This window comes from Pseudomonas putida, assembly GCF_001976065.1.
GTDB classification, from domain to species: domain Bacteria; phylum Pseudomonadota; class Gammaproteobacteria; order Pseudomonadales; family Pseudomonadaceae; genus Aquipseudomonas; species Aquipseudomonas serbica.
Map to the genome: position 1 here is coordinate 231,958 of NZ_MNAH01000006.1, position 13,670 is coordinate 245,627.

A 13,670-nucleotide genomic window follows, 5' to 3' on the forward strand; every position below is an offset into this window, starting at 1 on the left:
GGGATAAGCTGCGGTGTAGCTACTTGATGGACCAACCAATGCAGACTCCCAACAACAAAAACAATACGAACTTGACCTGTTCGCGCCGGCTGCGACGCGCCTTGCGCTGTCGCTCGACAGGCGTTTGCACGTGCAGGCCAAACCCGGTGTGCATGACTGCGTCCGCTTCAAGCGTGAGTGCAGTCAGATTCAACTGTGCGTATCGCTGTGACAGCGCTTTCTCGCCAGCGTGCCCCGAAAATGGTGCGCACAATCGATATTCCTTGACCCGGCGCAAGCCCGGGTTCAGCGAGAACCCCTGCCATTCCGGCTTGTCGGAGATCAATGGATAGCAAGCCACCCCACCGACGACTTCCTGTGGCCCCAGATGAATATAGGGACTGTGAACCCGCAGGTCATGAGTATAGCTACGCAACCACACTTGCAGGATTTCCGGGCGGAATTGGAGAATGGTCATGGAGTCTTCCACAAACCCCGGGCGATAGAATTCCCAGTCATCCTCGCAGTGGAAGATGTAGCTCGTGCTGACGTGTTCGTACGCCAGATCGATGGACGCCAGCTGACCCAGCTTTGGACGATTGACGAACACCGTGCAGTGATCCTTCCAGTGGGCTGGAATGACCGCATGAACCCCTTCGTCACCTGCATCCTCGGTAATGAAAACTTCGCGGATGGGCGCCGTATTGAATCGATCGAAGCTCTCGAGTGTGGTCTTGAGCAGATCAAGGCGACCACAGCTTGTGACCACTAGCGTGATGTCACTCTCGGGGGAAAAATGCACGGTTGTCTCGACAAATTAGAAGTGGCCAGCAATATCAATGGCTGGCCAACGCTTGTCAAACACCCAAATTGAGTCGAATTCTTTCCAACAGACTCAAAGGCGCTCTAGGACGCAGTGCAGGCTCAAGTTCTTCGACGATACGCTGGCCGATGCGTGCAAAGCTGAATTGGCTGACCGCCAGCTCCCGACCATTGTGAGCGATGCGCTGCGCCAGTTGCGGGTCGCTGCGTAATCTGGCCAGCTTCTCCTGGAGCTGTGCGATGTCCTGGTAGAACACCACGTTGTGCATATCCTGCAAACCCAGCGCCTGGTTTTCCGCCGCGCCCTGGTCATAGGCCAGCAATACACAGCCACAGGCCATGGCCTCGAAATTCTTGATCATGAACTCGCCCATGCCGACGTCGGCACTGACGAAAAAGCGAATGCGGTTGAGCGTATCGCGGTACTCCTCGCCGGATTTGGTGCGAGTCACTACCAGGGGCTCGACGCGACCCAGCTCATCGAGCAGGGCTTTTCGACCGCTGTAGGCAACACTGTTGGTACTGCCGACGAACGCCAGCTCGATATCGCGCTCGCGCCCCTGATCCGCAAGCTGCGTCTGGTCGTAGCCCTTGGGCACGAACACCGCATCGAAACCCTCTGCACGCAGGCGTTCGGTGACAACGAAGCCGGAACTGATGACTCGCGCCCACGGCAGGCGACGGTAGTGCGCGCTGAACTTGCCGGTGTACTTGCAAGGAATGTAGTTCTGGTAGGCATCGTGTTCGAGAATGACCAGGTTGGGAATCGTACGGATAAATCCGACCTGGCGGATTTCCTGCTTGAACCGCAGGAAAAACACGATCCGGTCGTACCGGGACACATCGACTTCACGCCGGAAATAACTGCGCAGGTTGCGCTGTTCCTCGCTGCTCAACCAGCGCAAGTCGCACTCGCAATGAGCCGCCACGCCATCGTACAGACGGTCCAGGATGGCCCGCTGATCTTTCTGCACCAGAAATAGAACTTTCATCGTCTTCCTTGCCACAACAGGCAAATGGAACAACGCCTGAATCCGAACTTGCCCTCAGACAGTCGAGCTTCAGGCCCATGACACCTTACAAGCGCCAGAACAGTTCCTGACGCCGCACAGCCTTGCGAAAAAATTCATTTTCGCCGTATCTCGAGCCGGCCCGCCCCGCCAGCAGCCTCTGTAACCCACGCCGTAGGCGACGCTTGAAGGGAGCCGGTGGTTGCAGGTCGTGCATCATTGCCAATGCCATGGCCTTGTCACACTGCTGCGCCAGGGAAAGCTGGAGGCAGTAGGGATGCATCTGCTGGCCGAGATCGAACACGGGAGGAAGGCCAATACCGGCACCGGAATCGCCCATGGGCCAGCGATCGTTGTCGTGCAGGTGGTTGGCGTACCCCAACAGGGTCGGTTGCCAATCAAGACCCTTGAGCGCTTCGAGCACCGCGGCCTGCGCGCAAATGTGATCGGGATGGGGATCGAGGGTCGGGTGCGGCAACACGATCACCTCAGGTCGAGCCCGCAGCAGCAGGGCTTGCAGATCCGCCAGCAGGTTGTTCCAAGTGGGCGCGCCGTCGACATCGCCCGGCAGGCCAAACGGATTCAACTGGCGAAACAACCGGGTGTCATTCAAATCCGCTTCCCGCGAGCCAATCGGTTTGGCGGGCGACGCCTGCATGGTCGCCAGTTGCAGGCAGAAATAGCCCAACTGCACGCAATGGGCTTGCGGTACGCCGGCCCAGCGCGGCACGGCAATGCTGTCCCAGGCGCGCAAACGGCCTTTCAGTCGCGACGCCTCGACCTTGTTCATGCCCATGCGCTGATAATGTTCGGCTTCGATTTCACCGGCGGTGAGCGTAACGATCCAGGCCTCGTCCGCCTGGCTGTACAAGCCGTAGGCCGCCAGCTCGGCATCATCGGCATGCGGGGCGATGACCATCACCCGTTGACGGCGAAAGTCCGGGTGCTCGAAGGCCCACAAGACAGGCTCGCCCAGCAGCCGGCAGAAACGCCCGCGCAGACGCAATTCACCGCGTGACAGCACCTGGGCCTGGCCACTGAGGTTGAGATAACGCAGGCCGTTCACACCCCGCTCGAAGGTCTGCCGGTCCGGGTTGTCGCCACCCGCCAATTCGACCACAGGATCGAAGAAGCGCCCCAGCCACGTGCTTTTTACCTTCAAGGCCAACACAAGCGTCGCGTCGTCGACCAGCATGACACCCTCGTCCAGGCGCAGATGCTCCCCGCTCAGGTGTACCTTGGGCTGCGGGGTATAGGGTGCAAAGGTGTACTGGTAGTCGTCCTTCGGCGAATAGAACAGGTGATCGGCAAACCAGGCTTCGTGGACCACCCAGCCCACCACCGCCAACACCAGCGGCAACCACCACGCCACCAGGATGCCGCAGAGGATCAACAGCACCAGTGCGACCAACAGACCGATGCGTTTGTTGCGCCGATGGCGCTTGAGCAATTGCTGTTTGCGGTTCATGGCTTGACTCATACGGTGTAGACCGGCACAGGATTGCACCAGCGGTCCTTGTATTCCCGGTCGGCACGACCAAAGGAAAAACGCAAAGGCTTGTCCTGTGCCCTGGCGTGCTCCCAGGCGCTTTGGGTGTTGAGAAAACTCAGCACGCTACCGGGGCTGAACTCGCGAGTTTCGGGGTCGACACCGCCATTGATGTATTCGACGCTGATCCATTGCGGCGTCTCGACGCGGTACACCAGTTGAATGGCAATAGGTGCATCATTGAGGAAAATCACCGAGCCGATCAGCAACTCGCGCAACAACTCGATGACTTCGGCCATGCGCTCGGCACCGGTCGCCGCAAAGCCCCAGCGGCGCCGGAACAAATCGCAATAGATAGCCCCCAGCTCCTGGCTGGAAAACTCGGAAACCGGTCGCACTACGCCACCCGCCTCTTCCAGCAACCTGAGTTCGCGGCGCTGGTTATAGCGAAACTTTTTCGACAACTCTTCGGGCGTGCGGGCCATGGCCAGTTGTTCGGCCTGCAGCCTGATACCGGTGAAACGGTTTTCATTGAGCGCCGACAAGTAACGCCCGCGATGACGCAGAGGTGCCCGGGCATCGGCTGCAGCCGGCAGGATGATCTCGGCGTTGCCAAGGTCGAACAAGCCCTTCTTGCCATTACGCTTGAGCACGTCCTTGGACAAGGCGAGGTCTCGCCCCCAGGTCGGGATCGCGGCCTTGATTTCGCCGCCCTGCTCCCAGGCCAGGTATCGCACGGGAATGCCGGCCAGCTGCGCCAGGCGCTCGACTACCAGCGGGTGAGTGGCGACACTGCCGCCATAACGCTGCCAGGTCTCGGCATAGGTCTGGGCATCGGATAGCGACCAGCCACGTTCGCGCCAGCCTTGAAATCGGTTGAGCATCAGCCCCTCTGTGCCAGTTCGGTTACGTGCGGCAAGTGCCAGAAAGCCTCGCGCACTGCGCGGTCGGAGAAGCGTTCACGCAGGCGCTCGAGCATCAGCTCGGCGCACTGGCGACGTTGTTGCTCGTCCATGGCGGCCAGGTGTTGCAGGCCTTGCGCAAGGTGCTCGGCATCGCCCAGCGGGAACAGGATGCCCACGCCTTCGACCACCTCCTTCGCTCCACCACACGCCGTGGCAAGCAACGGCACGCCCGCCGCCATGGCTTCGAGCAGCACCATGCCGAATGGTTCATGATCGGAACTGAGGGCGAACACATCGAAAGCGCTGAAATATCGCCGGGCCTCAGGGACCTGGCCGAGGAACAGCACCCGGTTGCCAATCCCCAATTCGCGAGCCTGGGCCTTGAGATCCTGCTCCAGACGACCGCTACCGAGAATCACCAGCTGGCTGTTGGCCGGCAAACCGGGCAGCGCCATGGCAAAACCCTCCAGCAACGTGGCTTGGTCTTTATCCGGATGCAGGCGACCGACGTTGCCGACGATCCAGGCATCCGTCGCCAGGCCCAGGGTCTCCCGTGCCTCGCGAGCCGACACCTGGCTAGCCTGCAAAGCCGGTACATCAATCCGGTTGTACAGGGTCTGGATCCTCGCCGCCGGCCACTTCGGCAGGCATTGGCGCATGTCATCGCGCACGGCATCGGACACCCCGAGCAGGCTCAGGCGCTTGCGGAAAACATGCGCGAAGAGTTTGCGCGTCCCGCGTTTGTAGTCGTCAAACGCGTGGTGCACGCCAATCACCGGCAACGAGGTGCCGAGCAAGGCGATGTAGATCGGCTTGAAGCGATGGGCGATGCAGAAACTGAAATTGCGCGAAGCGGCGATCTTGCGCAGATCGCCGATGGCGCCCAGCTTCAGGCCACGAATGGCCTTGGAGCTGTACTCCATGAACAACACTTCATCGCTGGCGCAACCGGCGGCGACCTCGGCATCGGCGACCCCGGTCAGGAACACCGTGGTCACCCGGTAACCGGTCCCCGCGAACAGGCTGGCGTACTGCCGCGCGCAGTCCAGGAACGGCCCGTCATAGCCGTGACAGAACTGCAGCACATGGCGTTCAGCCGAGCGTGTCATAGGTGTCCGCGCCCTCTTTGACCACCAGGATGTCTTCCATGATCAGATACTGTAGATCGGAACCGAAGAACATGTTCAGGGCGTCGGTCGGCGAGCAGATCATCGGCTCGCCACGACGGTTGAGCGAGGTGTTCAACGACACACCGTTGCCGGTAAGCACCTCCAGCGCCTTCATCATGTCGTAGTAGCGCGGGTTGTATTCGCGCTTGAGTACCTGGGCGCGAGAGGTGCCGTCTTCGTGGACGACTTCCGGCACGCGGGTTTTCCACTCTTCCGCCACTTCGAAGGTGAAGGTCATGAACGGAGCCGGGTGATCGATCTTGATCATCTGTGGCGCCACGGTGTCGAGCATCGACGGGCAGAAAGGCCTCCAGCGCTCGCGGAACTTGATCTGGTGGTTGATGCGATCGGCCACGCCGGCCACGCTCGGGCATCCGATGATCGAGCGACCACCCAGTGCGCGTGGACCGAACTCCATGCGGCCCTGGAACCAGGCCACCGGGTTGCCGTCGACCATGATCCTGGCGATCTGCTCAGGCATGTTGTCGAGCTTGCGCCACGTTGGCTTGTTCTCGTGACGGGCACAGGCCGCGATCACGTCTTCGTTGCTGTACGACGGCCCGAGGTAGACGTGCTCCATCTTCTCGACCGGTACGCCACGGGCATGGGACACATAGGCTGCCGCGCCCACCGCGGTACCGGCGTCGCCGGATGCAGGCTGGACGAACAGTTCCTTGACGTCGTCGCGGGCGATGATTTTCTGGTTCAGCTTGACGTTCAACGCACAGCCACCGGCGTAGGCCAGTTTGCCGGTTTCCTTGAGCACGTCGCCCAGGTAGTGGTCGATCATCTGCAGCGCAATTTTTTCGAACAGCGCCTGGATGCTCGCGGCGTAGTGGATGTACGGTTCGTCGGCGATGTCGCCTTCGCGCTTGGGACCCAGCCACTCGATCAGTTTCGGCGAGAAGTAGTAACCCTTGCCCTTCTCTTTGTAACGACGCAGGCCGATGACGTTGGCGTAGTCGGTGTTGATGACCAACTCGCCGTTTTCGAACGAAGCCAGGCGCGAGAAATCGTATTTGCTGGCGTCGCCGTACGGCGCCATGCCCATGACCTTGAACTCACCGTCGAGCATGTCGAAACCGAGGAACTCGGTGATCGCACCGTACAGGCCGCCGAGGGAGTCCGGATCGAAGAATTCCTTGATCTTGTGGATCTTGCCGTTTTCGCCATAACCGAAGAAGGTCGTGGCGTACTCGCCCTTGCCGTCGATCCCGAGGATCGCGGTTTTCTCTTTGAAACCGGAGCAGTGGTAGGCACTGGAGGCGTGGGCCAGGTGGTGTTCGACCGGCTCGATCTTGATCTTCTTCGGATCGAAGCCCAGTTGCTCGAGGCACCAGACGATCTTGTTGCGATAGCGCTTGTAGCGACGGTTGCCCATCAGGATCGCGTCGAGTGCACGGTCCGGTGCGTACCAGTAACGCTTGGCATACTGCCAGCGGGCCTTGCCGAACAGGCTGATCGGCGCGAACGGAATCGCTACCACGTCAACGTCGGAAGGCTTGATGCCGGCCTGCTCCAGGCAGAATTTCGCCGATTCGTAGGGCATGCGGTTCTTTGCATGTTTATCGCGTACGAAGCGCTCTTCTTCCGCCGCCGCGACCAGCTTGCCGTCGATATACAAGGCTGCGGAAGGATCATGGCTAAGGGCGCCGGACAGGCCAAGAATCGTCAATGCCACAGGGGTCTAGCCTCTTTAGTCTGCGTGCAGGCGCAATGCGCCTCAAAAATTAATGTGCCCTCGCAACGGGCGAGAGACAGCTAAAGGGCGGGATTATAGCTTAAAAGCGGCAGCAAGCCTCTAGCGGGAAGCGCCAAGGGAGTTCGGCCAGGCCCCTCGCCCGTGGTTATCCGCGCGCGGGCCGCCAGTAGATCTGGATATTGCCGTCTACGCCCTGCCTGTAAAGGGTGTAGGGCAAGACAACGGTATCCAGCGTGCCAGACAGCGCCAGGTCGATCAAAACCAGTGGAACGAGGATACCCGTTGGATCGGGAGGCGCATTCAATACGCAAAAATCGTAGGCCAGGCCGCTGTAGACCCGCGGGATGGACTGACAGTAGGTTTTGTGACGTCGAAGCGCCTGGGCCGCGTCGGCATCATCCTGCAAGACCGTTACGGCGGTCCCGCACCCCGTCAAAGCCAATGAAATGACACCTGATGCGACTGCCGTTTTGATCATCTGAGTTTGCCCTCCGTGAACGTCAGGCAAATTAGCATCGTGGTCATTCGGGCCACAGTTCATGGCTTCCCAAGATCGTGTAGGACCGTTCACAAGAACTTGTCCCCCTATTCTCGGGCGGCTGTTCCGACCTCTTCGCGAGCAAGCCCGCTCCCACATTGGATGTGGGAGCGGGCTTGCTCGCGAAGAGATTCAGACTGCGCTGGAGATATCTTTCGGAAGACGCTGATCGATGACCTGATAAAGCGCACTACTCTCAGGCCAGTTGCGCATGAACCGCGCCCGATCCCGCGCATACGCCGGGGCGAAGCTTTGGAGCGAGTGGTGCTGGCACATCGAATCCAGATCGATCAGCGCCCAGCGATCCTGCTGCCAGAACAGGTTGTGGCCCTTGAAGTCGCCATGGCTGATTCGTTCTCGAATCAATTCGGCGAACAGGTGATCCAGCGCCTGCAACTCGGCTTCCGGCGCATCGCCACTATCCATGTACGGTGCGAAACGCTCGATGATGTCCGGGCCCGACAGATGCTCGGTGATCAGATAGGCACGGCTGCGCAACCAGAGAAAACGTTTCTCCAGCACCGCCAGGGGCTTGGGCGTGGCGATGCCGAGAAAGGCCAGGCGGTTACCTTCGCGCCAGGAGTGCCAGGCACGGCTCGGGCGCCAGAAACGCTTGAGCCAGTGGGCGAAACCCTTGATGTTGTAGCGTTTGATCACCAGCGCACGACCGTCCACTTCGACCTTGCCGACGCTCGCCGCGCCGCCGGTCTTGTACAGGTAACCCTGATCCAGCAAGGCATCGGCCCGGGCCAGTACCGGCAGCATCGCCGCTTCTTCCTCGCGACGAATCGCGCGCAAGCCGAACGCTCCGCGCTGGACGCTGAACAACGTACATTCACGACCGACCTTGATCAGAAAATCCTTGAGGCGCCAACTGCGAACCTTGTCGACCTGCTTCTGCAACGCCTCCATGGGCAGGGCATGCTCGCCGTTGCTCAGCAGGTAGTACACCAGCAACTCCTCGGTGAACGGCTCCAGCGACTTGGGTAACTGGGCGAAAAATACCCCGAGGTTTTCCAGGACTTTCTGCCGAGAGAGTGGCTGACCCGCGGTTTCGCTGCAGATCCCGGCGCCATCGATCAAATACAACCGATTGCCCTGGCGCAGCAGGTTGTCCAGGTGCAGGTCTTCCTGCCACAAGCCTTTGCGGTGCATTTGACCGATCGCACCCAAGGCTTGCGCCAGAACGGCTGATTGCTCATCGGCCAGCACCGGCAGGCCTTCCACCTGCTGCCAGGCATCACCCAGGCTTTGGGCACCTTCAAGGAACTCAAACAGCAGCCAGCCACCCTCGCCGTCTTTCAGGCCGTCAGCCAACAGCAGCGGCGTGGTCAGGCCTTGGGCAGCCAGCAGCCGCACACCGTCCAGCTCGCGCTGGAAATGTCGCGCCGCCTTGCTGCCCACCAGCAACTTGGCCAGCACCGGTCGGCCGCGCCATACACCCGCACCGACATAACGCTGTCCGGGCAAAACCCGCAACAGGGTCAGCAACTGTAACTGCGCCGGCCCGGCCGCATCGGCCAGCGAAAGACTTAACGGCAGGCTCGGGTGACGGCCAGCATTTTTCAGTTCGGACAAACGCATCAGCGCTTCTCCTTATGGCTGCGCCGCGCGGTCAGGCGCACCAGCCAAGTATCGATCAGCGAGCTGTCCCGGGGTTGATCCAGATAGGCGGCCAGCAGCTCTCGCAATTGCCTTTCGCTCCACTCGGGTGCCCGACGCAGCAATGGCTCCAGGTCCTTGACCCGGTCACGCATTCCGAACAACAAGTGCCGGGTCTTTTCCAGGTCGATCAGTTGAGCCTGATAGCCGTCACCGGTTGCCCGCAGGAAAATATGCTTGGGGTAGAAGCAGCCATGCACCTGGCGCATGCGGTGCAGCTGCTGCGCCAGATGCCCGCAAGCTTGCAGAATGGCCACCTGTTGCGCCTCGCCGAGGTCCGACCAGCGCTGCAACAGTGAGTCCAGATCATCCCAGCCGTCGAGGGCGCGCGTCAGGAGAATCGCCCGGGTTTCGCCCTCCACCTTGCGCTCACCGAAGAACACCGCCTTGAGCGCCGGTATGCCGAGCTTTTCGTAGCGGCTGATATTGCGAAACTCCCGGGCAAAACTTGGCTCGCCAAATGGCGCATGCAAGGTATGCATCTGGTAGTTGCTCTGGCGCTTGAGGTAAAAGCCACGACCTTCCAGATCCAGTCGAAACACGCTGCTCCATCCACCGCGTTGGGTGTTGGGTTCGTCCACGGCATCGAGCTGCCGGGCCCAGAGCGCATCGAAAGTGCCGAGATCGTGGCGCTCAAGCAGCGCACGGTCTTCAGCGGCCAGGAAATCAGTCATTCGCGTCCCTCGAAAAATCTCACCACGTGCCGGATACGCTTCTTGTCGGCTGCATTGAGCCGGGTCCGTTGGCGGTATTGCAGGTAAAAGCGCAGGCGCTGGGTAGCCGACAGTTGATACTTGGCGACTTTGTCCAGGCAGGCCAGGTCCTTGGTGATTCGGTACTTGAGCCAGAAACCGCGCCAAAAGTCACCGTTGGGGCAGTCGATCAGGAACAACCGGGCCTGATCGTCGACCAGCAGGTTGCGCCACTTCAGATCATTATGGGTAAAGTGATGTTCATGCATCGTCCGGGTGTAACTGGCCAGTTGCTGGCTGATGTTGTCGACCCAGGCCCGGTCCGCCAGCTTCGCATCATGACGCTCGGCCAGCGCCGACAGATCTTCTGTATTCGGCAGTTCGCGAGTGATCATCGCCCCGCGGTCATAGGCCGCACCGCGACGTTCCAGGCCCCAGGCCACCACCTCGGCAGTGGGAATGCCCCACTTGGCAAAGCGCTTGAGGTTCTGCCACTCCATTTTAACGCGAGGCTTGCCCAGGTAACGGCGCAAACCTTTGCCGGCCCCCACGTAGCGCTTGACGTAATAGTTGACGCCATTGCGCTGGACGCGAATGACCTCCGACAGCGGATCGCGGGTCAGGCGCTCACCTTGCAACGCAAACACAGCTTCAAGGCTGCCGAAGTCGTCAGCCAGATCGCAGTAATCAGGCTCCAGTCTCCAACCTGCCATCAGAGCGCGTCTCCGTATCGCTGTTTACGCTCGTAAAGCTTGTTGGCCTTGCCTTCGAGCCAGCTCAAAAGCCCTGCTTCTTCGCTCAGGATCTGTCGCAGCGGTTGCTGGAAATAGCCTTTGAGGAAACGCAGTTTGTCGCGCCGGGTCAGGCCGATGTCCAGGGCGGAAAAATACAGCGCCGCCAGATCCTTGTTACGCCAGCGCGAGGTGATCGCCGGGCGGGTCTGGGCGCGGTGCAGGTCGATCACCGAGAGTTTGAAATCGTCCGCGGTCACCGGCTTGTCGGTGTGCAGCAGGAAGTGGCAGATGTAACAGTCGCGATGGTTGACCCCGGCACGGTGCATCATGCCGGTCATGCGTGCCACTTCAGCAATCAGCGCACGCTTGAGCGTTGGCTCGGGCGGCTGCTTGATCCAGTTGATGCTGAAGTCTTCGAGGCTGACGGTTGGCGCCAGCTCTTCGGTGACGATAAATGAATGCTGGTCGGCCGGGTTGCTGCCCTTTTCGCCATAAGCGACGGCGGTCATGGTCGGTACGCCGACTTCCTGCAGGCGCTGGATGGCCTTCCATTCCTGGCCGGCTCCCAGCACCGGCAGCTTGGCGGTGAGCAGGTTCTTGAAAATCTCACCCCAGCCGATGCCACGGTGAATCTTCACGAAAAACCCATTGCCGTTCACCTCGGTACGCAGGGTACGGCGAGCTTCGAGCTCGCGGTACACCTCGCCCTGCAAGCCTTCGACTTCGGCGAACGGGTCGCGTCCGGCCCAAAGGCTCTTGAACGGTTCAGCCAGCATCAACTTCATTTAAGCGTGCTCCGCCAGAATCACATCGGCCGCATGCTGCGGCATGCTGTAGAGGTCGGCCGTCTCGGCGAAGGCCACACCGTTGCGGCTCCAGGCCGCCCTTGCTTGAGCGTCGTTCAACATACCGGTCAGGTACTGTGTCAGCTGGGCTTGATCAAACGGCTCGTCCAATACCAGGCCAGCGTCGGCTTCGGCAATGTAATGGGCGTAGCCGCAGACCGCGCTCACCAGCACCGGCAACCCGGCCACCAGCGCTTCGAGCAGCACGGTGCCGGTGTTTTCGTTGTAGGCCGGGTGGATCAACAGATCGGCGCCCAACAGGAAGCGCGGAATATCGCTGCGGCCCTTGAGGAACGTCACGTTGTCGCCGAGCCCCAGCGTGGCGCTCTGCATCTGGAACAATTTGGGGTCGTCCTGGCCAATTACAAACAGCCGGGTGCGTTTCTTCAGATCAGCGGGCAAAGCGGCCAGGGCCTTGAGGCTGCGATCCACGCCCTTGGTCTTGAACCCGGAGCCGATCTGCACCAGCAGCAAGTCATCGTCCTCAAGATTGAATTCGGCGCGGAACCCGGCGCGAATTTCGTCCGCATCCGCCGGCCGACGACGGTCCTGGGCAATGCCTGGCGGCAGCAGGTGGAAGCGCTCCAGCGGCGTATCGTAATGCTTGATGAACAGCGGTTGCTGGACCTCGGAGATCATCAGCACTTCAGTCTTCGCCTCTTTGGCGAACACCGCCCGCTCGTATTCGGCGAAGTGGCGATAGCGACCCCAACGGCGGTACAGCGAGTTGCGCAGGTTCTGCGCCTTGTCTTCGAAGCAGCCGTCGGCAGCGTAGTAGACATCCAGGCCCGGCATCTTGTTGAAGCCGATCAAGCGGTCCACCGGCCGCTTGGCCAGGTCCGCTTCCATCCACTCGGTGAGCTTTTCGTTGCGTCGATGGTTGAAGAAGGCCTTGACCGGCGCCACCAGCACTTCGAAACCCGGTGGCACCTCGCCTTCCCAGATCAGCGTATAGACGCGGATCTGGTGGCCGCGCTTCTGGCACTCCAGGGCGATGCGCATGAAATCGCGCTGCAGGCCACCAAAGGGAAAGTATTTGTACAGGACAAATGCCAATTGCATCAGCGCAGCTCCTCAGCCAGTAATAACGTGCTCAGTCGGCTCGCGACACGCTCGGGATTCAGACGCGTGAAGCACAATGGCCACTCGCGCTTCAAGTCAAAACGACTGGCATCTTCGGCCGTCGGTTGATAAGTGCATTTCTTTTGCAAGCACGGCGCGCAGGGGAAGTCGCTGGCCAGGTGAATCTGCGACTTGCCGTAGGCCCCGGTCAGGCCCGGGTTGGTCGGGCCGAACAGCGACAGCGTCGGCACATCCAGCGCCGCGGCCAGGTGACCGAGGCCGGTATCCACCGCTACACAGGCTTGCGCGCCGGCCAGCACCTTGCCGACCCCGGCCAGGTTCAGCTTCGGCAATACCTCGGCGTGCTTGAAGCCGGCAGCGATGCGCTCGGCGCGGGCCTTTTCCACCGCGTTGCCCCACGGCAGCTTGACGCCCACTCCGAGATAACCGACCCGTTCGGTCAGCTCGCGCCAGTAGGCTTCGGGCCAGTGCTTGGTGTCCCAGGTGGTGCCATGCAGGAACAGCACATACGGATTCTTGCGCGGCAGTTCCACCAGGCGCTCGACGCTCAGGCCGTAGTCGCCCAGGCCCTTGGGCAAGTCATACCCCAGGGCGATGGCGAACAACTGACGCACCCGCTCTACCGCGTGCTGGCCGCGGGCAACCGCCAGGCGCCGGTTATAGAACCGTGCGGCGAGGGGCTCGCGCGCCGAACTTTTATCGAGTCCGGCCACCGGTGCTTTCACATACCGGGTGAGCAAAGCGCTTTTCAACAGGCCCTGGGCATCGATGACCAAATCGTATTTCGTGGCGCGAACGCTCTGTTTGAAGCGCTTCCACTCGCCACTCTTGATGGTCTGCCAGATGTTCTTGCGCCAGCGACGGATCGCCACCGGAATCACCTTGCCCACCGCCGGGTGCCAGGTCGGAATTTCGGCAAAGCCTTCTTCCACCACCCAGTCGAACGTGATGCCGGGGATGGCCCGCGAGGCGTCGGTCAACGCGGGCAGCGCATGAATCACGTCGCCCAGCGATGAAGTCTTGATCAGCAGTACCCGCAA

Annotated in this window: 13 protein-coding genes; all 13 read right to left on the minus strand. The window is 60.8% G+C overall.

The window, feature by feature from the left end; genetic code table 11:
- Positions 1–19: 19 nt before the first annotated feature.
- The gene (locus BKX96_RS21330; RefSeq protein WP_077185414.1) at positions 20–781 is read right to left on the minus strand and encodes a hypothetical protein; all 762 of its coding nucleotides are present in this window, start codon (positions 779–781) and stop codon (positions 20–22) included.
- Positions 782–836: 55 nt separating this feature from the next.
- Positions 837–1,793, minus strand: a complete 957-nt coding sequence (locus BKX96_RS21335; RefSeq protein WP_046819879.1) for a glycosyltransferase — start codon at positions 1,791–1,793, stop codon at positions 837–839.
- An 85-nt stretch (positions 1,794–1,878) separates the two neighbouring features.
- Entirely contained in the window at positions 1,879–3,279 is a 1,401-nt protein-coding gene (locus BKX96_RS21340) for a PIG-L deacetylase family protein (protein WP_077185415.1), read from the minus strand.
- Positions 3,280–3,287: 8 nt separating this feature from the next.
- Entirely contained in the window at positions 3,288–4,184 is an 897-nt protein-coding gene (locus BKX96_RS21345) for an antimicrobial resistance protein Mig-14 (protein WP_046819881.1), read from the minus strand.
- Positions 4,184–5,314 carry a glycosyltransferase gene (locus tag BKX96_RS21350; RefSeq protein WP_046819882.1) on the minus strand — a complete coding sequence of 377 codons (1,131 nt, stop codon included), beginning with the start codon at positions 5,312–5,314 and terminating at the stop codon, positions 4,184–4,186. Before BKX96_RS21350 ends, BKX96_RS21345 begins: the two co-directional genes overlap by 1 nt.
- Positions 5,298–7,055, minus strand: coding sequence for a carbamoyltransferase family protein (locus tag BKX96_RS21355; protein WP_046819883.1), 1,758 nt, complete (start codon positions 7,053–7,055; stop codon positions 5,298–5,300). The genes BKX96_RS21350 and BKX96_RS21355 overlap by 17 nt, the downstream gene beginning before the upstream one ends.
- Before the next feature lie 166 nt (positions 7,056–7,221).
- Positions 7,222–7,554: a YceK/YidQ family lipoprotein gene (locus tag BKX96_RS21360; RefSeq protein WP_080957108.1), complete on the minus strand. Its 333-nt coding sequence runs from the start codon at positions 7,552–7,554 to the stop codon at positions 7,222–7,224.
- Positions 7,555–7,746: 192 nt separating this feature from the next.
- The gene (locus BKX96_RS21365) at positions 7,747–9,198 is read right to left on the minus strand and encodes a lipopolysaccharide kinase InaA family protein (protein ID WP_077185416.1); all 1,452 of its coding nucleotides are present in this window, start codon (positions 9,196–9,198) and stop codon (positions 7,747–7,749) included.
- Positions 9,198–9,950 (minus strand): lipopolysaccharide kinase InaA family protein, encoded by a 753-nt coding sequence (locus BKX96_RS21370; protein WP_077185417.1) that lies wholly within the window; start codon positions 9,948–9,950, stop codon positions 9,198–9,200. The genes BKX96_RS21365 and BKX96_RS21370 overlap by 1 nt, the downstream gene beginning before the upstream one ends.
- A complete protein-coding gene (locus BKX96_RS21375; RefSeq protein WP_046819887.1) occupies positions 9,947–10,681 on the minus strand; it encodes a lipopolysaccharide kinase InaA family protein in 735 nt (244 codons plus the stop codon). Before BKX96_RS21375 ends, BKX96_RS21370 begins: the two co-directional genes overlap by 4 nt.
- On the minus strand, positions 10,681–11,487 hold the full coding sequence (gene rfaP / locus BKX96_RS21380) for a lipopolysaccharide core heptose(I) kinase RfaP (RefSeq protein ID WP_046819888.1): 807 nt from the start codon (positions 11,485–11,487) through the stop codon (positions 10,681–10,683). The genes BKX96_RS21375 and rfaP overlap by 1 nt, the downstream gene beginning before the upstream one ends.
- Entirely contained in the window at positions 11,488–12,609 is a 1,122-nt protein-coding gene (locus BKX96_RS21385; RefSeq protein ID WP_046819889.1) for a glycosyltransferase family 4 protein, read from the minus strand.
- Positions 12,609–13,670 (minus strand): lipopolysaccharide heptosyltransferase I, encoded by a 1,062-nt coding sequence (gene waaC, locus BKX96_RS21390; RefSeq protein WP_046819890.1) that lies wholly within the window; start codon positions 13,668–13,670, stop codon positions 12,609–12,611. Before waaC ends, BKX96_RS21385 begins: the two co-directional genes overlap by 1 nt.

Bases quoted from the DNA above. Each gene is read 5' to 3' on its own strand.
- BKX96_RS21375 (WP_046819887.1), bottom strand. From the start codon at position 10,681: ATGGCAGGTTGGAGACTGGAGCCTGATTACTGCGATCTGGCTGACGAC.
- BKX96_RS21385 (WP_046819889.1), bottom strand. From the start codon at position 12,609: ATGCAATTGGCATTTGTCCTGTACAAATACTTTCCCTTTGGTGGCCTG.
- BKX96_RS21345 (WP_046819881.1), bottom strand. From the start codon at position 4,184: ATGCTCAACCGATTTCAAGGCTGGCGCGAACGTGGCTGGTCGCTATCC.
- rfaP (WP_046819888.1), bottom strand. From the start codon at position 11,487: ATGAAGTTGATGCTGGCTGAACCGTTCAAGAGCCTTTGGGCCGGACGC.
- BKX96_RS21350 (WP_046819882.1), bottom strand. From the start codon at position 5,314: ATGACACGCTCGGCTGAACGCCATGTGCTGCAGTTCTGTCACGGCTAT.
- BKX96_RS21340 (WP_077185415.1), bottom strand. From the start codon at position 3,279: ATGAACCGCAAACAGCAATTGCTCAAGCGCCATCGGCGCAACAAACGC.
- BKX96_RS21370 (WP_077185417.1), bottom strand. From the start codon at position 9,950: ATGACTGATTTCCTGGCCGCTGAAGACCGTGCGCTGCTTGAGCGCCAC.
- BKX96_RS21365 (WP_077185416.1), bottom strand. From the start codon at position 9,198: ATGCGTTTGTCCGAACTGAAAAATGCTGGCCGTCACCCGAGCCTGCCG.
- BKX96_RS21360 (WP_080957108.1), bottom strand. From the start codon at position 7,554: ATGATCAAAACGGCAGTCGCATCAGGTGTCATTTCATTGGCTTTGACG.
- BKX96_RS21335 (WP_046819879.1), bottom strand. From the start codon at position 1,793: ATGAAAGTTCTATTTCTGGTGCAGAAAGATCAGCGGGCCATCCTGGAC.